At 69.6% G+C, this 25,604-nt stretch carries 23 protein-coding genes; 10 read left to right on the top strand and 13 right to left on the bottom strand.

Annotated elements, in window-relative coordinates:
* Positions 1-25: 25 nt before the first annotated feature.
* From dhaM to dhaK, 3 genes are all read right to left on the bottom strand, one after another.
* Complete coding sequence (gene dhaM, locus DEJ00_RS08955; protein WP_111057107.1) at positions 26-760, bottom strand: dihydroxyacetone kinase phosphoryl donor subunit DhaM; 735 nt, start codon at positions 758-760, stop codon at positions 26-28.
* Complete coding sequence (gene dhaL / locus DEJ00_RS08960) at positions 757-1,383, bottom strand: dihydroxyacetone kinase subunit DhaL (protein ID WP_111057108.1); 627 nt, start codon at positions 1,381-1,383, stop codon at positions 757-759. Before dhaL ends, dhaM begins: the two co-directional genes overlap by 4 nt.
* Positions 1,384-1,536: 153 nt before the next feature.
* Entirely contained in the window at positions 1,537-2,538 is a 1,002-nt protein-coding gene (dhaK, locus tag DEJ00_RS08965) for a dihydroxyacetone kinase subunit DhaK (RefSeq protein ID WP_111057109.1), read from the bottom strand.
* Positions 2,539-2,854: 316 nt separating this feature from the next.
* Between dhaK and DEJ00_RS08970 the strand changes: the two genes are divergently transcribed.
* Together DEJ00_RS08970 and glpK are read left to right on the top strand one after the other, a co-directional pair.
* A complete protein-coding gene (locus tag DEJ00_RS08970) occupies positions 2,855-3,580 on the top strand; it encodes an MIP/aquaporin family protein (RefSeq protein WP_071244695.1) in 726 nt (241 codons plus the stop codon).
* An 83-nt stretch (positions 3,581-3,663) separates the two neighbouring features.
* Complete coding sequence (glpK, locus tag DEJ00_RS08975; protein WP_111057110.1) at positions 3,664-5,175, top strand: glycerol kinase GlpK; 1,512 nt, start codon at positions 3,664-3,666, stop codon at positions 5,173-5,175.
* Between the two features lie 185 nt (positions 5,176-5,360).
* Here the strand turns inward: glpK and trpD are convergent, their stop codons facing one another.
* Positions 5,361-6,416 carry an anthranilate phosphoribosyltransferase gene (gene trpD, locus DEJ00_RS08980; protein ID WP_111057111.1) on the bottom strand — a complete coding sequence of 352 codons (1,056 nt, stop codon included), beginning with the start codon at positions 6,414-6,416 and terminating at the stop codon, positions 5,361-5,363.
* A 70-nt stretch (positions 6,417-6,486) separates the two neighbouring features.
* On the opposite strand from trpD, the gene DEJ00_RS08985 reads away from it, so the two are divergent.
* The 5 genes from DEJ00_RS08985 to DEJ00_RS09005 all read left to right on the top strand — a co-directional run bounded on the left by DEJ00_RS08985 (position 6,487) and on the right by DEJ00_RS09005 (position 11,867).
* Positions 6,487-7,125: a heme-copper oxidase subunit III gene (locus tag DEJ00_RS08985; protein ID WP_027465617.1), complete on the top strand. Its 639-nt coding sequence runs from the start codon at positions 6,487-6,489 to the stop codon at positions 7,123-7,125.
* Positions 7,126-7,146: 21 nt separating this feature from the next.
* Complete coding sequence (locus DEJ00_RS08990; RefSeq protein ID WP_027465616.1) at positions 7,147-7,956, top strand: cytochrome c; 810 nt, start codon at positions 7,147-7,149, stop codon at positions 7,954-7,956.
* A 33-nt stretch (positions 7,957-7,989) separates the two neighbouring features.
* Positions 7,990-9,054 (top strand): ubiquinol-cytochrome c reductase iron-sulfur subunit, encoded by a 1,065-nt coding sequence (locus tag DEJ00_RS08995; protein WP_027465615.1) that lies wholly within the window; start codon positions 7,990-7,992, stop codon positions 9,052-9,054.
* Positions 9,054-10,742 carry a ubiquinol-cytochrome c reductase cytochrome b subunit gene (locus DEJ00_RS09000; RefSeq protein ID WP_111057112.1) on the top strand — a complete coding sequence of 563 codons (1,689 nt, stop codon included), beginning with the start codon at positions 9,054-9,056 and terminating at the stop codon, positions 10,740-10,742. Before DEJ00_RS08995 ends, DEJ00_RS09000 begins: the two co-directional genes overlap by 1 nt.
* A gap of 165 nt (positions 10,743-10,907) precedes the next feature.
* Positions 10,908-11,867, top strand: a complete 960-nt coding sequence (locus DEJ00_RS09005; protein WP_111057113.1) for a phosphodiesterase — start codon at positions 10,908-10,910, stop codon at positions 11,865-11,867.
* Between the two features lie 544 nt (positions 11,868-12,411).
* Here the strand turns inward: DEJ00_RS09005 and DEJ00_RS09010 are convergent.
* From DEJ00_RS09010 to DEJ00_RS09025, 4 genes are read right to left on the bottom strand one after another with little or no spacing between them, the layout of a single operon-like run.
* Positions 12,412-13,965 carry a stealth conserved region 3 domain-containing protein gene (locus DEJ00_RS09010; RefSeq protein ID WP_111057114.1) on the bottom strand — a complete coding sequence of 518 codons (1,554 nt, stop codon included), beginning with the start codon at positions 13,963-13,965 and terminating at the stop codon, positions 12,412-12,414.
* Positions 13,966-14,014: 49 nt separating this feature from the next.
* Positions 14,015-14,446: a DUF6804 family protein gene (locus DEJ00_RS09015; protein ID WP_111057115.1), complete on the bottom strand. Its 432-nt coding sequence runs from the start codon at positions 14,444-14,446 to the stop codon at positions 14,015-14,017.
* Positions 14,446-15,030 (bottom strand): GDSL-type esterase/lipase family protein, encoded by a 585-nt coding sequence (locus DEJ00_RS09020; RefSeq protein WP_071244688.1) that lies wholly within the window; start codon positions 15,028-15,030, stop codon positions 14,446-14,448. The genes DEJ00_RS09015 and DEJ00_RS09020 overlap by 1 nt, the downstream gene beginning before the upstream one ends.
* Positions 15,027-16,559: an SDR family oxidoreductase gene (locus tag DEJ00_RS09025; RefSeq protein ID WP_258373610.1), complete on the bottom strand. Its 1,533-nt coding sequence runs from the start codon at positions 16,557-16,559 to the stop codon at positions 15,027-15,029. Before DEJ00_RS09025 ends, DEJ00_RS09020 begins: the two co-directional genes overlap by 4 nt.
* A gap of 43 nt (positions 16,560-16,602) precedes the next feature.
* Between DEJ00_RS09025 and deoC the strand changes: the two genes are divergently transcribed.
* From deoC to DEJ00_RS09045, 3 genes are all read left to right on the top strand, one after another.
* A complete protein-coding gene (gene deoC / locus DEJ00_RS09030) occupies positions 16,603-17,334 on the top strand; it encodes a deoxyribose-phosphate aldolase (protein WP_111057117.1) in 732 nt (243 codons plus the stop codon).
* Between the two features lie 147 nt (positions 17,335-17,481).
* A complete protein-coding gene (locus tag DEJ00_RS09035) occupies positions 17,482-18,435 on the top strand; it encodes an ROK family protein (protein ID WP_110860105.1) in 954 nt (317 codons plus the stop codon).
* A gap of 195 nt (positions 18,436-18,630) precedes the next feature.
* Entirely contained in the window at positions 18,631-19,239 is a 609-nt protein-coding gene (locus DEJ00_RS09045) for a type IV toxin-antitoxin system AbiEi family antitoxin (protein WP_111057119.1), read from the top strand.
* 316 nt (positions 19,240-19,555) lie between these two features.
* Here DEJ00_RS09045 and DEJ00_RS09050 read toward each other — a convergent pair whose 3' ends face one another.
* The 5 genes from DEJ00_RS09050 to yajC all read right to left on the bottom strand — a co-directional run bounded on the left by DEJ00_RS09050 (position 19,556) and on the right by yajC (position 25,545).
* Positions 19,556-21,880, bottom strand: coding sequence for a bifunctional (p)ppGpp synthetase/guanosine-3',5'-bis(diphosphate) 3'-pyrophosphohydrolase (locus tag DEJ00_RS09050; RefSeq protein WP_231495664.1), 2,325 nt, complete (start codon positions 21,878-21,880; stop codon positions 19,556-19,558).
* 69 nt (positions 21,881-21,949) lie between these two features.
* On the bottom strand, positions 21,950-22,297 hold the full coding sequence (locus DEJ00_RS09055; RefSeq protein ID WP_027465606.1) for a rhodanese-like domain-containing protein: 348 nt from the start codon (positions 22,295-22,297) through the stop codon (positions 21,950-21,952).
* Positions 22,297-23,301, bottom strand: coding sequence for a protein translocase subunit SecF (gene secF, locus DEJ00_RS09060; protein WP_111057120.1), 1,005 nt, complete (start codon positions 23,299-23,301; stop codon positions 22,297-22,299). Before secF ends, DEJ00_RS09055 begins: the two co-directional genes overlap by 1 nt.
* Complete coding sequence (gene secD / locus DEJ00_RS09065; RefSeq protein WP_110860016.1) at positions 23,301-25,052, bottom strand: protein translocase subunit SecD; 1,752 nt, start codon at positions 25,050-25,052, stop codon at positions 23,301-23,303. Before secD ends, secF begins: the two co-directional genes overlap by 1 nt.
* A gap of 91 nt (positions 25,053-25,143) precedes the next feature.
* A complete protein-coding gene (yajC, locus tag DEJ00_RS09070; protein WP_111057121.1) occupies positions 25,144-25,545 on the bottom strand; it encodes a preprotein translocase subunit YajC in 402 nt (133 codons plus the stop codon).
* Positions 25,546-25,604: the final 59 nt, after the last annotated feature.

The following is a 25,604-nucleotide window of genomic DNA, read 5'->3' on the forward strand; positions in this document are numbered from 1 at the left end:
CGGTGTCACTCGCCCGGCGGCGGGGTCACTCGCCGAAGCCGGACCGGACCAGTTCCACCAGGGCGTCGACTGCGGCCTGCGCGTCCTGCCCGGTCGCGTCGATCGACACCGTCGCACCCTTCGGCAGCGCCAGGGCCATGATCGCCAGCAGGCTCTTCGCGTCCACGCCGTTGACGTGCACGCTCGCGTCGTACTTCGCCGCCGTCTTCACGAACTCCGCGGCGGGCCGGGCGTGCAGCCCGGTCTCGTTGACCAGCTCGACCGACGCGCTGACGCGGTCGGACCCGGCCGCGTCGTCGACGGGGGCAGCCCCGTCGGCCGGCCCCGTGCCTCCAGGCTGGTCACCGGACGGACGGGAGGCGCTGCTCGCGTCCGCCTCGGAACCCGCGGCCGATGCCGCGGCAGCCAGGACCGCGTCGGCGTCACCGCCCGTCTGGGCGGCGACCGCTGCTGCCACCGTGCCCTCGACCAACGGGGCCTGCGACACGTGGACGCGGGCTCGGACGTCGTCGTCCAGGAAGTCGAGTGCGGTGTCGGTCGTCAGGTAGGCGGAGCCGAGGTCGCACAGGACCACGACGGCATCCGCCTGGGCGAGTTCCTCGATGCCGGCGGTGATCGCCTCGAACGACGTGCCGATGCCGCCGTCGTCCGTGCCGCCCGCGGCGACGAGCGGCACGTCCGCAGCCATCTGCCGTGCCAGCTCGACGGTGCCCGTCGCGATCGCCGCGCTGTGCGAGACGACCAGGATGCCGACGGTCACGCTGCGTCCACCGCTGCGCGCAGGATGTACGCGGTCGACTGCGCACCGGGGTCGCGGTAGCCGATCGCGCGGTCGCCGAGGTAGCTCGCGCGGCCCTTGTGGGCGACGAGCGGCTCGGTGTCCGCCGCACCCTGCGCGGCGGCGTCGGCTGCTGCGGTGAGCACGGCCTTCGGGTCCTCCCCGGCACCGGCAGCCGCTGCTGCGGCGTCGACCGCGGGGCTCCACGCGTCGACCATCGTCTTGTCGCCGACCGCCGCCTTGCCGCGGGACACGACCCCGTCGCGAGCGGCGGTGAGGACGGCGACGAGGGTGTCCGCGTCGAGTTCGGCCACATCGCCGGCAGCCTGCGCCGCCTTCAGGTAGGCGGTGCCGAAGAGCGGGCCGGCAGCTCCGCCCACGGTCGAGATGAGCTTCGTCGCAACGGTCTTGAGGACGGCACCCGGGGTGTCGAAGGACCCGGAGTCGACGGCCTCGAGCACGGCCCGGAACCCGCGGTCGAGGTTCTCGCCGTGGTCGCCGTCCCCGATCTCACGGTCGAGCGTGACGAGCTCGGCGCGGTGTTCGTCGATCGTCGCGGCGGTGCGACGGACCCAGTCGATGGCCCATGCGGTGTCGAGCGCCAATGCGGTTCCCTTCGTGTGTCCGGCCCGGTGGGCCCGGTGTCGTGGTCCGGTGGTCGAGCGGTCGTGGTCGGTCGCGGTCGCGGTTGCAGCCGCGGTTGCGGTCGCGGTTGCAGCCGCGGTTGCGGTCGCGGTTGCAGCCGCGGTTGCGGTCGCTCAGCGTCCCCAGCGCAGGGCCGGGGTCTCCACCGGGGCGTCCCAGAGGGCAGTGAGTTCGTCGTCGAGCACCGTGACGGTGAGCGAGAACCCCTGCATCTCGAGGGACGTGACGTAGTCGCCGACCAAACTACGCGTGACCTGGTAGCCGCGGTCGGAGAGGACCTCGGCGGCGCGTCGGTACGCGATGTAGAGCTCGGAAAGCGGGGTGCCGCCCATGCCGTTCACCAGGAGCAGCAGCGACGAACCGGCCGGGGCGTCGAGGTCGGTCAGGATCGGCTCGAGCACGCGGTCGACCAGCTCGTCCGCCGGTGCCATCGCGATCCGCTCACGGCCCGGCTCGCCGTGGATGCCGATGCCGAGCTCGACCTCGTCGTCGGCCAGCACGAACGACGGCTCCCCGGCGTGCGGGACGGTGCCCGACGCCAGCGCGAGCCCCATCGACCGCGTGACGTCGTTGACGTGCCGGGCCACGGCGGCGACCGCTTCCAGGTCGTCCCCGCGCTCGGCGGCGGCGCCGGCGCACTTCTCCACCACGACGGTCCCGGCGACACCGCGACGGCCGGCGGTGAACAGGGAGTCCTGCACCGCGACGTCGTCGTCCACCACGACGGACTCGACGCGGACGTCGTCCATCGCCGCGAGCTCGGCCGCCGTCTCGAAGTTGAGCACGTCGCCGGTGTAGTTCTTCACGATGTGCAGCACGCCCGCACCGCCGTCGACGGCCTTCGTCGCGGCGACGATCGGGTCGGGCGTCGGGCTCGTGAACACCGGGCCGGGCACCGCGGCGTCGAGCATGCCGTACCCGACGAAGCCGGCGTGCAGCGGCTCGTGGCCGCTGCCACCGCCGCTGACGATCCCGACCTTGCCGGCGACGGGTGCGTCAGCGCGGTGCAGGTGGATCGGGTCCTCGACCAGGACGACGTGTCCGGCGTGTGCCCGGGCGAAGCCCCGGACGGTCTCCTCGACCACGGCCTGCGGGTCGTTGATGAGCTTCTTCATGCGGTGCCTCCACGGGTACGGGGTCGAACCGTGGCGGTCACACCGCGCGTCGTCGACCGGAGTGCGCCCAATCTACATCGACGGCACGGGCAGCCGTCCGCTCCCGATGCACGTTCGTGCAGTGCGCCGAGGACGCGTCACCGCCTCGGGATCGTGCGGGGGACACTCGTCCTGCACGTTCGTGCACGATGCCGCACTTCGCTCACGAATTCATCGCCGGGCCGTGAACCGCATCACTATGGTTGGCCTCAATCACTCAACGGGGAGTGCGGCGCAGCACGGCCGGACCCCCACCCTCACGCACTGGAGGTCACCGATGGACGGCATCGGCGTCAATTTCCTGTCCGAGCTCGTCGGTACGGCGATGCTCATCATCCTGGGTGGCGGCGTCGTCGCCGCTGTCTCGCTCGCGAAGTCCAAGGGCTTCGGAGCCGGGTTCCTGATGGTCACCATCGGCTGGGGCTTCGCGGTCTTCGCCGGTGTCACCGTCTCGTACAGCTCGGGCGGTCAGCTCAACCCCGCGGTCAGCCTCGGGCTCGCCCTGCTCGGCAAGATCACCGTCGGCGAGATGTTCCTCTACTGGCTCGCCCAGCTGATCGGCGCGATCATCGGCGCGGTCATCGTCTGGCTCGCCTACAAGCAGCACTTCGACGAGGAGCCCGACGCGGCCGCCAAGCTCGGCGTCTTCTCGACCGGCCCCGCGATCCGGTCGTACGGCTGGAACCTCGTCACGGAGATCATCGGCACCTTCGTGCTGGTCTTCGTCGTCATCGCGTTCTCGAACGGTCAGACGCCGGCATCGCTCGGCGCGATCCCCGTCGCCTTCCTCGTGATCGCGATCGGTGTCAGCCTCGGTGGCCCCACCGGCTACGCCATCAACCCCGCCCGTGACCTCGGCCCCCGCATCGCGCACGCCATCCTGCCCATCAAGGGCAAGGGCTCGAGCGACTGGGCCTACGCCTGGGTGCCGGTCGTCGGACCGCTGATCGGTGGCGCCCTCGCCGCCGGCCTGTCCGTCGCCCTGCTGCCCATCGTCAGCTGACCCACCCCCACCCCGAAGGCGTGGACGGCCGTTCCGCAGGACCGAACACGCACCCGCACCGAACACACCCGTAAGGAGCACCAATGGCCGACTACATCGTCGCCATCGACCAGGGCACGACCTCGACCCGAGCAATCGTGTTCGACCACTCCGGTTCGATCATCTCGACCGGGCAGAAGGAACACGAGCAGATCTTCCCGCGCGCCGGGTGGGTCGAGCACGACCCCGCCGAGATCTGGGACAACACCCGCGAGGTGATCGGTCAGGCACTGTCGCGTGCCGACATCACGCGCCACGACGTCGCAGCCGTCGGCATCACCAACCAGCGCGAGACCGCCGTCGTCTGGGACAAGACCACCGGCAAGCCGGTCTACAACGCCATCGTCTGGCAGGACACCCGCACGCAGGCACTCGTCGACAAGCTCGCCGACGGTAACACCGACAAGTACAAGGCCATCGTCGGCCTGCCGCTCGCGACGTACTTCGCCGGGACCAAGATCATGTGGATCCTCGAGAACGTCGAGGGTGCTCGTGAGAAGGCCGAGGCGGGCGACCTGCTCTTCGGCACCACCGACACCTGGGTCCTCTGGAACCTGACCGGTGGCGTCGACGGCGGCGTCCACAAGACCGACGTCACGAACGCGTCCCGCACGCTGTTCATGGACCTCGAGACGCTGCAGTGGCGCGACGACATCCTCGCCGACTTCGGCGTGCCGAAGTCGATGCTCCCCGAGATCGTCAGCTCCTCCGAGGTCTACGGCCACGTCGAGTCTTCGAGCCTGCTGCGCGAGGTCCCGATCGCCGGCATCCTCGGTGACCAACAGGCCGCGACCTTCGGTCAGGCCGCGTTCGACCAGGGCGAGTCGAAGAACACCTACGGCACCGGCAACTTCCTGATCTTCAACACCGGTACCGAGATCGTCCGCTCCGAGAACGGCCTGCTCACCACCGTCGGCTACAAGCTCGGCGACCAGGAGACGCACTACGCCCTCGAGGGTTCGATCGCCGTCACGGGCTCGCTCATCCAGTGGCTCCGCGACAACCTCGGTCTGATCGGCAGCGCCCCGGAGGTCGAGGCCCTGGCCAAGACCGTCGAGGACAACGGTGGCGTGTACTTCGTGCCGGCGTTCTCCGGGCTCTTCGCGCCGTACTGGCGTCCGGACGCCCGCGGTGCGATCGTCGGCCTCACCCGCTTCGTCAACAAGGGGCACATCGCGCGTGCCGCCCTCGAGGCGACGGCGCTGCAGACCCGCGAGGTCCTCGACGCGGTCAACGCCGACTCCGGCGTGGACCTGACCGAGCTCAAGGTCGACGGTGGCATGACCGCGAACAGCGAGCTCATGCAGTTCCAGGCCGACATGCTCAACGTGCCGGTCGTCCGGCCGGTCGTCGCGGAGACGACGGCGCTCGGTGCGGCCTACGCCGCTGGTCTCGCGGTCGGCTTCTGGGCCAACCTCGACGAGCTCCGTGCCAACTGGCAGGAGGACAAGCGCTGGGAGCCCCAGCTCGACGCCGCCGAGCGCGAGCGCACGCTCCGCCTGTGGAAGAAGGCCGTCACGAAGACCTTCGACTGGGTCGACGAGGACGTGCAGTAACGAAGCACGCGCCCGCTGACCGCGTGCACTGAACGCACCGACGGGAGGCCCGGTGCCGGTTCCAGGAACCGGCACCGGGCCTCCCGTGCGTTGCGTCTCCTGCGCGTCGGGCGCGGCCAGTCGTCGGGTCGTCGGGTGGTCGGCTGGTTGCCGGCACGGTGCGGCCCGGGCGGAAGCGGTGTGGACTACACAGCGGGAGCTGCGCCGACCCAATCAGCCAGTTTGCGCGCACCGGCGCTGGAGTCGATCGCCTCGGCAGCGACGACGAGCTGCTCGCGGAACCGCTGCAGGATCGGCCGGTCGGATTCGTTCGGGTCCTGCGCCAGGCGGAACGAGACGAGGCCGGCCGCGGCGTTCAGCAGGACGATGTCGCGGACGGGTCCGGTCTCCCCCGCGAGCACCCGGTGGACGACGCCGGCGTTGTGCTCGGGGTCGCCGCCGAGCAGGTCGTCCGTGCGTGCCCGGGCGATGCCGAGGTCCCGCGGGTCGAGGTCGTGCTCGGTCACGCGGCCGCCGGTGACCTCCCAGATGTGACTGTGCCCGGTGGTGGTCAGCTCGTCGAGTCCGTCGTCGCCGCGGAACACGAGCGCCGTCGCGCCGCGCGTCTGGAACACACCCGTGATGATCGGCACGAGGTCGAGCTGGGCGACACCCACGGCGTTGGCCTCGCACCGCGCGGGGTTGACGAGCGGGCCGAGGAAGTTGAACACCGTCGGCACGCCGATCTCGCGCCGGACCGGGCCTGCGTGGGCGAAACCGGGGTGGAACGCGTTGGCGAAGGCGAAGGTCAGCCCGACACGCCGGAAGGTGTCCGCGACACGCGCGGCGTCCATCGTGAGATCGAGTCCGAGGGCGGCGAGCACGTCGCTCGACCCGGACTTCGACGAGCTGGCCTTGTTGCCGTGCTTGACGACGGGGACCCCGGCGGCCGCGATCACGATGGCCGCCATGGTCGAGATGTTCACGGTGCCGACCACGTCGCCGCCGGTCCCGACGATGTCGAGCGCCATCGGGTCGACGTCGAGCGGAACCGCGGCGTCCAGGATCGCGTCGCGGAACCCGACGACCTCGTCGACGGTCTCGCCTTTCGCGCGGAGCGTCACGGCGAAGGCTGCGATCTGTGCCTGGGTGGCGCGCCCGTGCACGATCTCCTCCATGGCCCATGTGGATTGCCTGATCGTCAGGTCCTCGCGCGCCATGAGCGCGCTGATCACCGCTGGCCAAGAAAGTGCGTCAGGCATGGCTCGATCGTAGTGAATTCGAGAGACCCGCCAGTCTCCTGCGAAAACACTGTCGGGGGTTTCGGCCATAATGGAGGACGTGACTAGCACCTCTCTCTCCAGATCAGCCAGCGGTCCGGCCCTCAACAGGCCGAACGCCGTGGCCGTGGGGACGATCGTGTGGCTGGGCAGCGAGGTCATGTTCTTCGCCGGCCTGTTCGCGATCTACTTCACGCTCCGCAGCACGTCCCCTGAGCTCTGGGCGACCGAGACCGCGAAGCTCGAGGTGCCCTTCGCCTCCGTGAACACGATCATCCTGGTGCTGTCCAGCTTCGCCTGCCAGTTCGCCGTGTTCGCTGCGGAGCGCTTCCAGGTGCACCGGACGAGCTGGAACCCGCGCCACTGGGGCATGACGGAGTGGTTCTTCGTCACCTACGCGATGGGTGCGATCTTCGTCTGCGGCCAGATCTTCGAGTACGCCAACCTCTGGCACGAGGGCGTGACGCTCTCCTCCAGCGCCTACGGCTCGGCGTTCTACATGACCACCGGCTTCCACGGGCTCCACGTGACCGGTGGCCTCATCGCCTTCCTGCTGACGCTCGGCCGCGGTTTCGCCGCCAAGAACTTCGGCCACAAGGAAGCGACCACCGCCATCGTCGTGTCGTACTACTGGCACTTCGTCGACGTCGTGTGGATCTTCCTCTTCGCCGTCATCTACCTTCTCAAGTAGGAACTGGACACCCCCCAGCACATGTTCAACAGAACCAAGTCCAAGAAGGGCCGCCGTTCACCGATGGCGACCGTGTCGCTCATCGTCGTGGGTCTCATGACCACCGGTGGCGCGTACGCACTGTTCAGCTCCACGGCGAACGCCGACGACAGCACGAACACCGTCGCCGCCTCGAGCCAGTCGCAGGTGAACGAGGGCGAGAAGCTCTTCGCCTCGAACTGCGCCACCTGCCACGGTCTCTCCGCGCAGGGCACGAGCGAGGGCCCGTCCCTCATCGGTGTCGGTGCCGCGTCGGTCGACTTCCAGGTCGGCACCGGCCGCATGCCGATGGCTGCCCAGGGCCCCCAGGCCGAAGAGAAGCCCGCGCAGTTCACGGACGAGCAGGTCGACGCACTCGCGCAGTACGTCGCCTCCCTCGGCCCCGGCCCGTCGGTCCCGTCCACCGAGCTCACCAACGGTGAGGACGGCGACGCTGCCGAAGGCGCCGAGCTGTTCCGCATCAACTGCGCCATGTGCCACAACGTGGCCGGCGCCGGTGGTGCACTGACCGAGGGCAAGTACGCCCCGAGCCTCGAGACGGTCTCCGGCAAGCACATCTACGAGGCCATGCTCACCGGCCCGCAGAACATGCCGGTCTTCAACGACCTGAACCTGACGCCGGAGCAGAAGGCCGACATCATCACGTACCTCAAGTACGTGCAGGACAACAAGTCCCCCGGTGGCTTCGCACTCGGCTCCCTGGGGCCGGTCGCCGAGGGTCTGTTCATCTGGATCTTCGGACTCGGCGCGGTCGTCGCGATGACCGTATGGCTGACCGCGAAGTCCAACTGATCGTCCGTGTCGAACGACACTGAAGGGAACACCATGGCAGAGCACGACGACGAGACGCTGAACTCGTCCTCGGCTGTCGAGAAGCACGGCACGACCACCTCCCCCGGGATCGCGGTCCTCCCCGTCGACCCGTTCGAGAACCCGGGCGAGCCGCCGCACCGCCCGCGTCGCACCGATGTCGACCCGAAGAAGCAGCGTCTGGCCGAGCGCCAGGTCGCCGCCTACTTCTACCTGTCGATCGTCGGCAGCGTCCTGTCGATCGCGGCGTACGTCGCCTTCCCGATCGACCCGAGCGACTTCGGGACGGTCCGCACCGCGAACCTCTTCCTGGGCCTGTCGATCGCCCTCGCGCTCCTCGCCCTCGGCCTCGGTGCCGTCTACTGGTCGAAGTCGCTCGTCGTCGACCGCGAGATCACCGAGCTCCGCCACGGCACCCGCGGCACCGACGCGACCCGCGCCAAGGCGGTCGAGGCGTTCCAGCTCGCCGACAAGGAGTCCGGCTTCAGCCGTCGCAAGCTGATCCGCAACTCGATGATCGGTGCCCTGGCCGCGTTCCCGCTCCCCGGCATCGTCCTGGTCCGTGACCTCGCTCCGGCCGAGGACCCGAACGAGCTGCTCCGCCACACCTTCTGGAAGCAGGGCCTGCGCCTGACGAAGGACCCGACGGGTCTGCCGATCAAGGCCTCCGACGTCACCATCGGTTCGGTGTTCCACGTCATCCCCGAGGGCATGCTCGAGTCCGAGCACATGCTGGAGGAGAAGGCGAAGGCCTCCGTCCTCCTGATGCGTCTGGACCCGAAGGACCTCAACCCGTCCAAGGGCCACGAGAACTGGGGCTACGACGGCATCGTCGCGTACTCCAAGATCTGCACCCACGTCGGTTGCCCCGTCGCGCTCTACGAACAGCAGACGCACCACCTGCTGTGCCCGTGCCACCAGTCCACCTTCGATGTCTCGAACAACTGCGAGGTCATCTTCGGTCCGGCAGCACGCCCCCTCCCCCAACTTCCGATCGCGATCGACGACGACGGCTACCTGGTTGCCCAGAGCGACTTCCACGAGCCGGTCGGACCGTCCTTCTGGGAGCGTGAACGCTGATGACCACCACCACCACCACCGCACCGAACACGTCGACGAACAAGCCGGCGCCGGAGCGCGGATCCCGCATCATCGGCGGGGTCGCCAACTACATCGACGAGCGCACCAGCATCTCGGGCCTCGTCAAGGAAGTCGGCCGGAAGATCTTCCCGGACCACTGGAGCTTCATGCTCGGCGAGGTGGCGCTGTACAGCTTCGTCGTCGTGCTGCTCTCCGGGACCTTCCTGACGTTCTTCTTCCAGGCGTCCATGACCGAGGTCGTCTACAACGGCTCGTACGTCCCGCTCAAGGGCGTGGCGATGTCGACGGCCCTGCAGTCCACGCTCGACATCTCGTTCGACATCCGCGGCGGGCTCTTCGTCCGTCAGGTCCACCACTGGGCGGCGCTGCTGTTCGTGGCGTCGATCATGCTGCACATGGCCCGCGTGTTCTTCACCGGTGCCTTCCGCAAGCCGCGTGAGCTCAACTGGGTCTTCGGCTTCCTGCTCTGGGTCCTCGCCATGGCCGAGGGCTTCACCGGCTACTCGCTCCCCGACGACCTGCTCTCCGGAAACGGTCTGCGGATCATCGTCGGCATGATCGAGGGTGTCCCGGTCATCGGTGTCTGGATCGCCTACCTGCTGTTCGGTGGCGAGTTCCCGGGGACCGACATCGTCGGCCGCCTGTACACGCTGCACATCCTGCTGCTGCCGGCGATCCTCGTCGCGGTGCTCGGTGTCCACCTCGTGCTCGTCGTGATCAACAAGCACACGCAGTTCGCCGGTCCGGGCAAGACCAACGAGAACGTCGTCGGTGTCCCGATCCTCCCGGCGTTCGCCGCGAAGGCCGGTGGGTTCTTCTTCATCGTCGCCGGCATCCTGGCCCTCATCGCGTCGCTGTTCACGATCAACCCGATCTGGAACTACGGCCCGTACGACCCCTCCCCGGTGTCCGCCGGTACCCAGCCCGACTGGTACATCGGCTTCGCCGACGGCGCGCTCCGACTGGTCCCGCCGCACTGGGAGGTCGTGTGGTTCGGCTACACGGTGTCGTTCAACATCCTGGCGCCGATCGCGGTCCTGGTGCTCCTCATCCTGGCGATCCTGCTCTACCCCTTCATCGAGGCGTGGGTCACGGGCGACAAGCGTGAGCACCACATCCTCGACCGCCCGCGCAACGCCCCGACGCGCACGGCGTTCGGTGCCGCTGGCATCACGCTCTACGCCAGCCTCTGGGCAGCAGCCTCGTCGGACATCATCGCGACGCACTTCCTGGTGTCGATCGAACACGTGATCCACGTGATCCAGGCAACGACGGTCCTCGGCCCGTTCATCGCCTTCTGGATCACGAAGCGTGTCTGCCTCGCCCTCCAGAAGAAGGACCGTGAGATCGTCCTGCACGGCTACGAGTCGGGCCGCATCGTCCGACTCCCCCACGGCGAGTACATCGAGGTGCACGAGCAGCTCGACGAGTACGAGCGGTGGAAGCTCCTGCAGTTCAACGAGTACAAGCCGCTGATGATCCGCCCGAACGCCAAGGGCAAGATCACGGGTCTGCAGAAGGTCCGCGCCGGCGTCTCCCGCTTCTTCTTCGAGGACCGCATCGAGCCGGTTTCGAAGGCAGAGCTCGAGGCAGCGCACGCCGCGCACCACGGCCCGAACCTCGAGGGTGGCCACCAGGCTCCCCAGGTCGGCCCCGGCGATCACTGATCGGTAGCACGAAGCAACCCCCGTCACGATGTGGCGGGGGTTTCTTCGTGTGAGGGGCAACACGCCGCCCCCAGTTCACGGCTGGTTCACTCCCGCGTGCTGGACTCGTCCAGGACGGTGTGGCAACGTGTTGCACCACGCATCCGCCAACGGAATGAGACCCCGATGGACAGCCGGACGGCCGAACACCCCAGGCCGAACCACTTCCTCCTCCACCTCAGCGACACGCACCTCGTCTCCGGGGACCGCGACCTGTACGGCGATGTCGACTCCGCCGCTCGGCTCTCGCAGATCGTCGCTGACATCGAAGCCTCGGGCACCCGTCCCGAAGCGATCGTCGTCACCGGCGACGTGGCCGACAAGGGCGAGCCGGGCGCGTACGCCCGTGTCCGCGAGATCCTCGAGCCGGCCGCCCAGCGCATCGGTGCGCAGGTCATCTGGGCCATGGGCAACCACGACGAGCGCGGCGCCTTCCGCCAGGAGCTCTTCGGCCTGCAGCCCACCGATCGCCCGGTCGACTTCGTTTACGACGTCAACGGTCTCCGCGTGATCACCCTCGACACCAGCGTGCCAGGGCACCACCACGGCGAGGTCTCCCCCGAGCAGCTCGACTGGCTCGCCGAGGTTCTCTCCGAGGCGGCTCCGCACGGCACCATCCTGGCGATGCACCACCCGCCCGTGCCGAGCGTCCAGGACCTCACCGTCCTCGTCGAGCTGCGCGACCAGCAGGCCCTGGCCGAGGTCGTCGAGGGCAGCGACGTCCTCGCCATCATCGCCGGTCACCTGCACTACTCGACCAGTGCCGTGTTCGCCGGTATCCCGGTGTCCGTCGCCAGCGCCACCTGCTACACCCAGGACCTCACCGAGTACCAGGGCGGCACCCGCGGCCGTGACGGTGCGCAGTCGTTCAACCTCGTGCACGTCTACGGCCACAACGTCGTCCACTCGGTGGTGCCGATCGGGCACTACGCCACCGTCGGGCAGCCCGTCTCCGCGCTCGAGACCGAGGCGAAGCTCGCCGCACACGGCGTGACGATCCCCGCGGCCGTGGAGCCGGCACCGGTCACCTCGAGCATCCCGGTGTTCACGCTCGACTCGGTGCCCGTCTCCCCCGTCCACCGGTAGCGCCGAGCACTTCGTGAGCAGAAGAGGTCGGGTCCGTCATGCGGACCCGACCTCTTCTGCTCACCAAGGGCGGGCGCGTGCGGTCACGATTCCCCGTCACCCCGAGGTGAGTGGTCACGTTCCGTCGGCTGGCGGCTCGGCAATCAACAGTTCGTGACCGCTCGGCGGGCAGCCAACGGGGTGTCGTGACCGCGCGGCGTCGTGTACGTCGCGACGGTACGCCCGACGGCCGGCCCGACTGCCGGGAGGCCCGTGGCGGGCCCGACCCGCGCCTCCAGGCCCGCGGGGTGGTCGCGACACACCGCCGGTGCTGCGTCGCGTGGTCGTGTTCCGTCGTTTGCGGGCGGCGCAGGCGACGGGCTGTGACCGCTCGGCGTGTCGGTGGCGGGGAGTCGTGACCGGTGGAGAGTCTGAACCGGGGGCTGGGTTCCGGGCTCGCAGGCTCGCCCGGAGCGCCCCAGCAGGCCGCTGTCGCGTCCTAAGCGTCCCGTGGGACCGGGCTCGCAGGCTCGCCCGGAGCGCCCCAGCAGGCCGCTGGCGCGTCCTAAGCGCTGGGACGCTCCCACGGCGCGGGGAACGGGAAGTAGCGCTCGAGGAAGTCCGTCACGCGCTGCGTGCGCTCCTCGTCGCTGACCTCTGGGAAGCTGCCGTCGTTGAGGCAGAAGAAGTCCACGTTCCGCTTCTTCAGCAGCTCGTCCAGGGCCTTGAGCCCGGAGACCATGGTCGTGTCGATGTACCCGACGGCCGCGTTCTCCTGGATGATCGCCCGACCGGTGAGCAGCGAGTAGTAGTGGTACAGCGAGTTCGTCACCGAGATGTTGTCGGCGGCGCGGAAGCGTGACGCCGCAGTGGCCGCGAACTCGTCGGCGAACTCGTGCTCCATCTCGGTCATGATCGAGGCGCGCAGGGGCGTCGGGGCATGCTCGAGGTGCCGGGTCGTCACCGCACCGAAGCGCTGCTGCAGCAGGCGACGGTTCACACGGGCGGAGTTCTCGAAACCGCTGCGCGCCGGGTTGTTGGAGCCGAGGCCGATCCGGGTCGACGCGAGGATGAACTTCGTGACCGATCCGGGGCTGTAGAACGCCGAGGGGTCGACGAGGCGCCCGAAGAACATGTCGTCGTTCGAGTAGATGAAGTGCTCGCTGATGCCCGGGATGTGGTGCAGCTGCGACTCGACGGCCTGCGAGTTGTGGGTCGGCAGGACGGACGGGTCGGCGAAGAACTCCTCGCTGCGGACGATCCGGACCTTCGGGTGCTCGGCGAGCCAGTGCGGCGCCGGAGAGTCCGTCGCGATGTAGATCTTGCGGATCCACGGCGCGAAGGTGTGCACCGAGCGGAGCGCGTACTTCAGCTCGTCGATCTGGCGGAACCGGGCCGGGGCGTCGTCGCCCTCGCCCAGGACGGCGTTCGACTGTGCGGCCTGGCGGGCGCGCTGGTACTCGATGGCGTTGCCGTCGACCCACGAGAAGACGATGTCGATCGGGAAGCGGATGTCCGAGACGTGGTCGTCGAACATGTGCTCGACGGTTCGCCAGGTGCGGCCGTAGCGTTCGATGTCGACGAGGACGAACTCGTCGATCGGCAGGCTGCGACGCATCAGGGCGTTCTCGACGGGAGCGAGGACCTCGATGTCGGTGACGCGCCAGAACTCGAGCTGGACGCTCGTCTCGGCGCCGTAGCGCAGGCGTCCGAGCGGCTCGAGCCGCGGGCGGAACACGCGGAGCACCGGTTCGTCGACGGAGCCGAGTCCGTCGTCCTGCACGAGCACCGCCGGCTTGCCCGGGGGCTTCGCGTAGAAGGGCTCGTTGACGGCCGCGGACATCACGGCGCTCTCCGCGCGCTGGCGGTCACGCTCGTCGAGGGCGATCACCGGGCGCTGGTCGTTGCCGCGGATGAGCAGGTGGTCGACGTCAGCCGCGGTGAGCGCGTCGTCGAGGAACAGCAGGTCCTCGATCATCGACTGCTGGGGCGTGAGGTGTCCGTTGATCAGGGTCAGTCTCCCCTTGCGGACGACGACGTCGGATCGGTCGAGACCGCCGGAGGACGGTCGAGGGTTCAGCAGAGGACTCTCGGTCACCGGCTCGGTCTCGTCGTTCATCCATGCCCTTCGGGTCGTGCGGTCGGGTCCTGTACCCGACCTGCCGATCCTACCGTCCGTCCGACTCGCGGGGCACCTTGACGACGATGCCCACCACGATGAAGAGCGCGGCGGCGACCAGCTGCAGTGCCGCCCACACCTCTCCGGGGATCGGCACCGTGACGAGCGGGTTCCAGCAGACGGCGACGGCGGCCATGAGGAGGGCTGCCCACCAGACCTTCCCGCGCACGCTGAAGACGAGCACGATCAGCGCGAGCACCGTGACGCCCCAGCGGGCGAAGACGAAGCCCGACGAGTCGACGATGGCGACGCAGGCCAGCAGCACGATCGCCGCGATCATCGACGGTGCCAGTGCGGGGCGGGTGAAGGGCGGCGTGGCACGGGCACCGCTGGCCGGTGCGGCCGGTGCGGGTCGAGGGGACCCTGCGGGCACGCCGTGCTGGGACGACCCCACCGGGGGCCGCCCCTTGCGAGCGGCCATCAGTCCGAGGAACCGTCGAGGTCGATCGCCTGGATCGACCGCGACATCGGCGGCAGGTCGCGGACGCGCTCGAGCGCCGGCACCAGTTCACCGACCAGCGCGCGGTAGCCCTCTTCGGTCAGGTGCAGGCCGTCCTCGGTGAAGCGCGCGTCCAGGTGGTCGCCGTCGGCCAGGGCGGGCCAGGCGTCGAGGTACTGCGCGTGGCAGGTGGCGACGAACTGCCGGAGGTGCCGGTTGGCCTGTTCGATCTTCGTGGCGTACTCGGCCTGCCGCGGCAGGATCGACACGAGCAGCAGCCGTACGCCCGGCAGCTCGCGGCGGAGCGTGACGAGGATGGTCTCGACGTTGCGGACCACGTGCTCGGCGCTGGCGCGGTGGTTGCCGAAGTCGTTCGTGCCGATGAGCAGCACGATCACCTCGGGCTGCTCGGCGACGACGGCGTCGAGGCGCGTCAGCACGCCGTCGGTCGTGTCGCCGCCGATGCCCTGGTTCAGCGTGTGCTCGTCGGGGAGCCACGTGTCCCAGTCACCCTGTTCGGTGATGCTGTCCCCCAGGAAGAGGACGGGGCTGCGGTCGTCGGTCATGCTGCCTCCTCGTGCGCCGGCTCGGGGGTCTCGGTCTGCTGCGTCCGGTTGCGCTGCGTGGACCCGGTGTGGTCGGACTCCCGCTCGGCGGCGGCGGTGATGCGCTCGACCATACCGGGGAAGATGATGCCGTGGAACGGCAGGATGCCGTACCAGTACAGCCGGCCGGCGAGTCCCTGCGGGAAGTAGATCGCCCGCTGGTGGTAGTCGCTGCCGCCGTCGGGGTTCGGTGTGACGGTCATCTCGAGCCACGCACGACCGGGCGACTTGAACTCGGCGCGGAGCCGCAGGTACCGGCCGCGCTCCAGCCGTTCGACGCGCCACCAGTCGAGCGCGTCGCCCTGCTCCAGGCGCTGCTGGTCACGACGCCCGCGGTTCAGGCCGACGCCGCCGGCGATCTTGTCCATCCAGCCGCGGGCGACCCAGGCGAGCGGGAACGAGTACCAGCCGTTGTCGCCGCCGATCGACTCGACGACGCGCCAGACGTCCTCGGCGGAGGCACTGGAGTGCCGCTTCCGGTCGTCGACGTAGACGGTGTGCCCGGCCCAGTCGGGGTCGTTCGGCATCGGGTCGGCCGAGGCGCTCGAGAGCGTCGCGCTCCGCCAGCTCGTCTGGACCTGGCCGGTGCGCATCTTGTTCAGCGCGAGGCGGACGGCCCGACGGTACGAGGTGAGCCCGCCCTCGGGCTGCGGCACGACGTCGTCGATGTCGTGCTCGCGCTGCACGCACTCGAACTGCAGCGACTCGATGATCGGCGTCGCGAGCTTGCGCGGGATCGGGGTGACGGCGTTGAACCAGTGTGCGGCGAGGCGCGGGGTGAGCACCGGCAGGACCGTGATCGGGCGCTGGGGCAGCTTCGCCTCGACCGCGTAGCCGTTCAGCATCTGGCCGTACCGCAGGACGTCGGGGCCGCCGATGTCGAAGGTGCGGTTGACGTCGGCGGGGACGTCGAGCGCGGCCACCAGGTAGTACAGGACGTCGCGGACCGCGATCGGCTGGATGTGGTTGCGGACCCAGCGCGGCGCGGGCATCCACGGCAGGACGTCGGTCAGGTGCCGGATCATCTCGAACGAGGTGCTGCCCGAGCCGATCACGACGCCGGCCTGGTACGCCACCGTCGGCACGCCCGAGCCGAGGAGGATCTCCCCCACCTCCTTGCGGCTGCGGAGGTGCTTCGACAGCTCGCCGTCCGGGTGCAGCCCGCCCAGGTAGACGAACCGGCTGACGCCGGCCGCCTTCGCCTCGCGCGCCATGGTCTCGGCGGCCTCGCGCTCGGCCGACTCGAAGTCGCCGTCGGCCCCCATCGCGTGGGCCAGGTAGTAGACCGCCTCGACCCCGTCGACGGCGGCGCGCACCGCCTCGGCGTCCTGGAGATCGCCCTCTGCGACGTCGACCTCACTGCTCCACGGGACGTCCTGGAGCTTCCGGGGGTTGCGCACGAACACCCGGACGGAGTGGCCGGCTTCGAGGAGACGAGGGACGAGACGACCACCGATGTACCCGGTGGCGCCGGTGACGAGGACCTGCATGCCCTGCACGCTACGCGGCACGCCTGACGGGTAGGCTTGCCGGGTGGACAACGCAGCCTTCCCCGTCACCGTCGATGCCGTCCGCGGCCTCATCGACCACGCGATCCTGAAGCCCGAACTCACCCGCGCGGACGTCGACGCCCAGCTCGACGAAGCCGCCGCCCACCGCGTCTTCAGCGTCTGCGTCCGTCCGAGCGACGTCGCCCACGCCGTCGAGCGCCTCACGGGCACCGGCGTCGGCGTCGGCACCGTGATCGGCTTCCCGCACGGCACCACGTCGACCGCGGCGAAGGTCGCCGAGTCGCTGCAGGCCCTGGCCGACGGCGCGTTCGAGCTCGACATGGTGCAGAACATCGGCGCCGCGAAGTCGGGCGACTGGCAGCGCGTCGAGCAGGACGTCCGCGCGGTCGTCCACGCCGCCGGCGACACCGTCGTCAAGGTGATCCTCGAGACCGCGTTCCTGACCGACGACGAGATCGTCGCGGCCTCGCGTGCGGCACAGACCGCCGGCGCGGCCTTCGTGAAGACCTCGACCGGGTTCGCCGGCGGCGGCGCGACGGCCGAGCACATCGCCCTCATGCGCCGCACGGTCGGTGCCGACACCGGCGTGAAGGCCTCCGGCGGCGTCCGCGGGCTCGACACCCTGCTCGAGATGGTCGAGGCTGGCGCGAACCGCATCGGCACGAGCGCCTCGGCCCGCATCCTCGACGAGGTCGCGCACCGCGCGGAGACGGGTGCCGCCTCGGCGCTCGGCGACGACACGACGTCCTACTGAACCCACGGGCTGAGCCGACCTGGCTGAGCCCACCGGGCTGAGCCCACGCGCCCAGCACGACCCACCACGACCAGGCCGGTGCCCACCGGACGCGACGACGCGTCGGCGACCCGCACCGTGCCTCCAGACCGCCGCATCGGAGCGCGCATGTCCAGCACCGCACCCCAGTCCCCCGCCCTCGCCCTGGCCGTCGACCTCGGCGGCACGAAGGTCGAGGCCGCGCTCGTCACCGACCAGGGCGTCGTGCTGCCGGCGACCCGGTTCCGCAGCCCCACCGGGCCCCAGCGCACCTCGGACGAGCTGCAGGCCGCCGTCGACGAGGTCGTCACGGCCGCGCTCGGCGCGCTGCCGGCCGACGCGACGCTCGTGGGTGTCGGCGTCGGTTCCGCCGGGCCCGTCGACGAGGAGCACGGCCTCGTCTCCCCGCTCAACATGCCGGTCTGGCGTGGCCACCCGCTGCGCGACCGGATCGCTGCGCTCGTGCCGGACGACGTCCCGGTGACGCTCCGCATGGACGGCCTGGCGATCACCCTCGCCGAGCACTGGGTCGGCGCGGCCCAGGGGTACGAGCACGTCATGGGCATGATCGTCTCCACCGGCGTCGGCGGCGGGCTCATCCTGCACGGTCGCACCGTCAGCGGACCGACGGGCAACGCCGGCCACATCGGGCACGTCGAGTGTGGCGGCTACGACGACCCCTGCGCCTGCGGGGGCACCGGGTGCCTCGAGGCGATCGCCAGCGGCCCGAAGACCGTGGCCTGGGCACGTCGTCAGGGTTTCGCGGGCACGACCGGCGAGGAGCTCTCGGCCGCCTACGCCGCCGGCGACGAGATCGCCGTCGCCGCGGTCCAGCGGAGCGGCCGCGCCCTCGGGCAGGCCATCGCCGCCGCCACGAGCCTGGTCGACCTCGAGATCGTCGCCATCGGCGGCGGGTTCTCGCACGTCACGCCGGACTTGTTCGAGTACGCCCGGCAGGCCGTGGCGGAGCGTGTCGAGTTCGGGTTCGTCACGAAGGTGCAGATCGTGCCGACCGGGTTGTCCCAGGACGGTCCGCTCATCGGTGCCGCTGCGCTCGTGCACCGCGCCGACGTCCTGCGCTGAGCGCGCGCGTCCCCTCCGTCCGGGCCCGATCCGGCGCGTGGGCGCGGCTGGTCGCGTCGTCGACGCGGCCCACGCCGTGGACGTGACCGGCGACGGCCTGGAGGCGCGGTGCGGGCCCGTCACGAGCCTCCCGGCCGGTCGGTGGCTTGTCCACAGGCCTGTCGGTCGCGCCCGCAGGTCGGGCAGGATGTGCGGGTGCCCCGCCCGCGACTGCTGACCAGTGACGACTGGCCGGAACCCGAGCTGCGTGCGGCGGTCCTGGCCGGCGAGCTGGTCGCCGTCGGTCCCTGCTGGGCCTCCCCCGCCGAACCGCAGACGCCGTGGTTGCGCGCCGCCGCTGCAGCCTGGGTCCTGCGGGACCCGCGCCTGATCGCCTGCATGCTGACCGCCGCGTGGATCTGGGGTGCGGTGTCCCGGCCGCCGGCGCCGCTCGAGGCATGCATCCCGCCGCAGGTGCGCGTGCACGTCGGGCCGGACGTCCGCCTACGAGAGGTCCGGATCAATGTCGCCGACACCGTCGAGCTCTCGCGGCTGCGGGTCACGCTGCCGGCGCGGACCGCGGTCGACCTGCTCCGGACGCCGGGGCCGACGGCCGGTGCGTTCGGGGTGGCCGAGGCGACGGCCGTGCACGGGCTGCTCGCGATCGGGGCGGTCACGGCTGCCGAGCTGCAGGCGCGGCTGAGGTCGCTCGGGACGATTCCCATGGTGCGGCAGGCCGAGCGGCGGTTGTGGGGGCTGCCGGGGTTGCCGGAGCTGCCTGAATTGCCGGATGCGGCTGGGGGCGCTGCGGGCGCTGTCCGCTAGGGCGTCGCCGGCGCGTTCGCCGAGCGGTCAGGACACCCCGCTCACGTCCGCCGAGTGGTCGCGGACTGTCGGTTGGCCGGGCCGCAGCCGACGGTTTGTGACCGGTCGACGGTGCCGGTGCGACGAGTCGTGACCGGCGGATGGGGCTGAGGCACGGGAGGCGCGGGGCGGGGCTGCCGTGGGCCTCCGGTCGGGCGCGTGGGGGCGGTCAGGACACCCCGCTCGCGTCCGCCGAGTGGTCGCGGACTGTCGGTTGGCAGGGCCGCGGCCGACGGTTCGTGACCGGTCGACGGACGAGCCGCGCGGGGCCCTGCCGCTAGCCCGCGCTGACGCGGTAGACGTCGTAGACGGCGTCGATGCGTCGCACCGCGTTCAGCACGCGGTCGAGGTGGATGGTGTCGCCCATCTCGAACACGAACCGGCTGAGCGCGAGACGGTCGGACGAGGTCGACACCGTCGCGGACAGGATGTTCACGTGGTGGTCGGTCAGCACCCGGGTGACATCGCTGAGCAGGCCTGACCGATCGAGCGCCTCGATCTGGATCTGCACCAGGAACACCGACTTCGACGACGGGGCCCACTCGACCTCGATCATCCGGTCGGGTTCGTTCATGAGGGACTTCACGTTGGTGCACGACGACTGGTGCACGGAGACGCCCTGGCCACGGGTGATGAAGCCCACGATCTGGTCGCCCGGCACCGGCGTGCAGCACTTCGCGAGCTTCACGAGGATGTCGGGCGCACCGCGGACCAGCACGCCGCTGTCGCTCGTGCGCAGCTGACGACTGGTGACCTGGCGCGGGAACGCGAGTTCGGGCTCGTCCGTCTCGGTTTCGGTCTGGACGTTCCCGAGGACCTTCTCGATGACCGACTGCGTCGACACGTGGCCTTCGCCGATGGCGGCGTACAGGGCGGAGACGTCCTCGTACCGCATCGACGAGGCGACCTCGGCGATGCTGTCCTGGCTCATGATGCGCTGGAGCGGCAGGTTCTGCTTGCGCATCGCCCGGGCGATGGCGTCACGCCCCTGCTCGATCGCCTCTTCGCGGCGCTCCTTGGTGAACCACTGCTTGATCTTGTTGCGCGCGCGGGGACTGCGGACGAACTGCAGCCAGTCCTGCGAGGGGCCGGAGTCGGGGTTCTTCGACGTGAAGATCTCGACGACGTCGCCGCTGGACAGCTGGCTCTCGAGCGGGACGAGGCGGCCGTTGACCTTCGCACCCATCGTGCGGTGGCCGATCTCGGTGTGCACCGCGTAGGCGAAGTCGACAGGGGTGGCTCCGGCGGGGAGACCGATGACCTTGCCCTGCGGCGTGAAGACGTAGGTCTCCTTGGCGCCGATCTCGTAGCGCAGGGAGTCGAGGAACTCGCCCGGGTCGCTGGTCTCGGCCTGCCAGTCGGTGATGTGGGCGAGCCACGCCATGTCCTGGTCGTCCGTGGTCGACGAGGTACCGGCGTCACGGCCGGCAGCGCGCTGCTTGTACTTCCAGTGGGCGGCGACACCGAACTCGGCGCGCTGGTGCATCTCGTGCGTGCGGATCTGGATCTCGACCGCACGACCCTGCGGTCCGAGCACCGTGGTGTGCAGCGACTGGTACAGGTTGAACTTGGGGGTCGCGATGTAGTCCTTGAACCGACCGGGCAGCGGGGTCCAGCGGGCGTGCACCGAGCCGAGCATGGCGTAGCAGTCGCGGACGGTCGGCACGAGCACGCGGATGCCGACGAGGTCGTAGATCTCGTCGAACTCGCGACCCCGCACGATCATCTTCTGGTAGATAGAGTAGTACTGCTTCGGCCGGCCCATGACGTCGCCACGGACCTTGGCGGCCTTCAGGTCCTTCTTCAGGGTCCCGATGACGTTCTGGACGAACTGCTCGCGCTTCGGCTGGCGTTCCTTGACCAGGCTGTCGATCTCGACGTAGAGCTTCGGGTGCAGGACCGCGAACGACAGGTCCTCGAGCTCGAGCTTGATCATCTGGATGCCGAGCCGGTGCGCGAGCGGCGCGTAGATCTCGAGCGTCTCCTTCGCCTTGCGCGTGGCGGAGGCGGACTCGACGAAGCCCCACGTGCGGGCGTTGTGCAGGCGGTCGGCGAGCTTGATGACGAGGACGCGGATGTCCTTCGACATGGCGATGACCATCTTGCGGACGGTCTCGGCCTGCGCGCTGTCGCCGTACTTGACCTTGTCGAGCTTGGTGACGCCGTCGACGAGCATCGCGATCTCGTCGCCGAAGTCGGCCCGCAGCTGGTCGAGCTGGTAATCGGTGTCCTCGACCGTGTCGTGCAGGAGCGCAGCCGCGATGGTGATCGTCCCGATGCCGAGGTCGGCCAGGATCTGCGCGACCGCGACGGGGTGCGTGATGTACGGCTCACCGGACTTGCGCTTCTGACCGTCGTGCGCGCGCTCGGCGACCGAGTACGCACGCTCGATGAGCGTCACGTCGGCCTTGGGGTGGTGCGAGCGGACCGTGCGGATCAGCGTGTCCACCGCGCCGGCCGGTTGGGCGCGCGAGAACAGGCGCGGCAGCAGTGAGCGGAGGGAACCGAGGTTGCCGGTGGTGTTCGGACCGATCGGGCTCGAGGGCCGCGGAGCGGAACCCGGGCGGCTCGGCGCGGACGGCTCTTCGCGGGTGTCCGTCATGATGCGCCTCCCAGGACTCGGTCCGAGAGCTCGATCCGAGCTCGATCCGACAAGACTACGCGTCCCCGGTCAGTGCCCGTGACGCGGTTCGCCCTGGGCGTCGCGCTCCACCGGCGCCCCCGCCTGCTCCCACGCGAGCATGCCGCCGGAGAGGTTGACGGCCGGCACGCCCGACTGCTCGAGCGCCGCGACGATGCGCGAGGACCGGCCGCCGGAGTGGCAGACGATGATGGCCGGCTGGTCGCCGCCGTCGATCTCCTGCCAGCGGTCCACGAACTCCGACATCGGCACGAGCGTGGCCTGGGGAGCGTGGACCTCGTCCCACTCCCCCTGCTCACGGACGTCGAACAGGCGGGCTCCGGCGTCGAGGCGGCGCTGCGCCTCGGCGACGTCGATCTCCTGGATCTCGATGGGCATCAGACGCTCGCCTCTGCCGCGTCGACCTCACGCCGGCGCTTCTCGGCCGCCGCGGTCTTCTTGGCGTCGGACTCCTTGATCTTCGGCTCGTTCTCGCGCAGCTGCGCGTACATCGGCGACGCGATGAAGATCGTCGAGTAGGTGCCGACGATGATGCCGATGAACAGTGCGAGCGAGATGTCGCGCAGGGTGCCGGCGCCGAGCACGTACGACCCGATGAAGAGGATCGCCGCGACCGGCAGCAGTGCCACGACCGAGGTGTTGATCGACCGGACGAGGGTCTGGTTCACCGCGAGGTTGACCGACTGCTTGAACGTCCGGATGGATTCCTGCGCGGTGTTCTCACGCACCTTGTCGAAGACCACCACGGTGTCGTAGAGCGAGTACCCGAGGATCGTCAGGAACCCGATGACCGCCGCGGGCGTGACCTCGAGCCCGACGATGCCGTACACGCCGGCCGTGATGAGCAGGTCGTGCAGCAGCGCCGCCATCGCGGACAGCGACATCTTCCAGGTGCGGAAGTACAGTGTCATGAAGACCGCGGCGAGGGCGAGGAAGATCACGAGACCACGGATGGCCTGCGCGAGCACGTCGGCACCCCACGTCGCACCGATGAAGGTCGCGGCGACCTGGCTCTCCGGGACGTCGTAGGCCTTCGCCAGTGCGTCCTGCACCTCGGTCGTCTGCCGGTCGGTGAGCTGCCCGGTCTGCACGCGGATGCCGTGCGTGCCGAGCTGCGAGACGCGCGGGATCGACTCCGGGACGACGTCCTCGACGGTCTCGGTGGCGAGGTTCTGGTCGAGGGTCTTGACGTCGGAGATCGTGAACTCCGAGCCGCCGGTGAACTCGATGCCGAGCTGGTACCCGCCACGGAGCCACGGGGTGACGAGCGAGATCACGATCATCACGAGGGCGATCAGGTACCAGGTCTTCCGGCGCCCGATGATGTCGTACGACCGCTTCCCCGTGTAGAGGTCGCTGCCGAACTGGCTGAAGCTGGCCATCAGTCGTCCTTCCCGTCCGGCGTCGAGCCGTTGTCGCCGGAGGCCTGCTGGGCCTTCCGCTCCGCGATCGTCTGTCGGCGCTGTGCCTCACCGGCACTGCGCTGGCGCTTGCCGTCCACGACGGGTGCGCGGAACTGGGCGCGCCCCCGGTAGACGGCACCGAGTGCTGCCGGGTCGAGACCACTGAACCGGTGCCCCTCGCCGAAGAACCGGCTGCGGGCGATGAGCTGCATCATCGGGTGGGTGAAGAGCGCGACCACCACGATGTCGATCAGGGTCGTGAGGAGCAGCGTGAACGCGAAGCCCTTCACATCGGCGACCGCGAGCACGTAGAGCGTGACGGCGGCGAGGAAGTTCACCGCGTCCGACGCCAGGATCGTGCGGAGAGCACGCTTCCAGCCGGACTCGACCGCGCTCTCGAGGGCACGGCCGTCGCGGAGTTCGTCACGGATGCGCTCGAAGTAGACGATGAACGAGTCCGCCGTGATGCCGATCGCGACGATCAGACCCGCCACACCCGCCAAGGACAGGCGGTAGTCGACGCGCCACGACATGATCGCGATCACCAGGTAGGTGAGCACCGCGGCGATCCCGAGCGACAGCACGGTGACGAACGCCAGGGCCCGGTACTGGATGACCGAGTAGATGATCACCAGGATCAGCCCGATCAGACCGGCGACGAGGCCACCGATGAGCTGCGCGGTGCCGAGCGTCGCCGAGATGTTCTCGTTCGACTGCACCTGGAAGTTGATCGGCAGCGCACCGTACTTGAGCTGGTCCGCCAGCGTCTTCGACGACTCGGCCGTGAACGAGCCGGTGATCTGCGCCTTGCCGTTCGTGATCGCGGAGTTCGTCGTCGGTGCGGTGATGACCGAACCGTCGAGCACGATCGCGAACTGGTTCTGCGGCTGCTGGAGCGAGACGAGACGGTTCGTGACGGTGCGGAAGTCCTTCGAGCCCTCGCCGTTGAACGTCAGGTTGACGGCCCACTGGCCGGTCGACGTGCCCTGCGAGTCGGTGGCGAGACCCGAGGTGGCGTTGCTGATGTCGGCACCGGAGACCTCGACCGGTCCGAGGATGTACTTCCCCGCGCCGTCCTGGTCACAGGTGACCAGGGGCTCGTCGTCGGGCGCCGTGGTGACGTCGTCCGGAGCAGCGCAGTTGTAGTTGGTGTACAGGTCCTGCAGCTTCGGCGTGACCCAGTTCAGGTCGCTCGCGTTGGTCGGCTTCGCGCTCGGCGTCGCGGCGAGCGAGGCCGGCGGCGAGTACGGCGTGGCCGATGCGGTGCCCTTGCCGTCGTCACCGACGGCGGAGTTCGTCGCGGCCTCGGTGAAGAGCACCGGACGGAAGGTCAGCTTCGCGGCTGCCTCGATGCGGTCGATCGTGGCCTTGTCGGGACGACCCGGGATCGAGACGACGATGTTGTTCGCGCCCTGGGTGTTGATCTCGGACTCGGAGACACCGGTGGCGTCGATGCGCTGGCGGATGATGTTCACCGCCTGCTGCAGCTGCTGCGAGGTGACGGAGTCGCCCTCGGTGTTCTGCGCCGCGAGGGTCAGCTGCGTGCCGCCCTGCAGGTCCAGAGCCAGCTCCGGCACCCAGCTCGCGCCCTGGTACCACTTGTCGGTGTCGTCCTTCGAAGAGCCGGCGAGGATCGACGCGGCGGTGTTCACGCCGGCGAGGATCGCCATCAGGATCACCAACCAGGTGAGCGAGCGCAGCGCCTTCTTGACGGGTGTCGATCGTGCCACCGGTCGTCTCGTCTTTCTGTTCAGGACCGTCGGCACACCGTGCGACGGCAGAGGGAAGCCGCCGGGTCAGACGACCCGGCGGCCGAGGGCGTCAGTCGTCGGACTTGCGCTTCGTGGCGTCGGACTCGTCGACACGGTCGGTGTCGACCCGCTCGCCGTAGACCGGCTCACCGTTGAGCTCGGCCACCGGCTTCGGCTCGTCCTCGGTGGTCGTGGTGGTCTCGACGTCGGACGCGTTGTCGTCGACGACGCGCGACAGGGTCTGACGGTGCACGGTGACGATGGTCCCCGGCGCGATCTCGACGTCAGCGGTGACCTTCTCCTCGTTCACGGAGAGGAGCGTGCCGTAGAGGCCGAAGGACAGCATGACCTTGGCGCCCGGGACCATCTTGTCCACGAGCTCGGCCTGCTGCTTCTTGCGCTTGCGGCTGTTGTAGAACATGAAGGCCGCGAACGCCACGACGATGACGATGAGGATGACTTCTTGACCCATGATGCGTTGCCTTCTCTGGTTGCTCGGTTTCGGGCCGTAGCAGTCTAGGGCACGCCGGT

The organism is Curtobacterium sp. MCLR17_039 (assembly GCF_003234745.1).
GTDB lineage: Bacteria > Actinomycetota > Actinomycetes > Actinomycetales > Microbacteriaceae > Curtobacterium > Curtobacterium flaccumfaciens.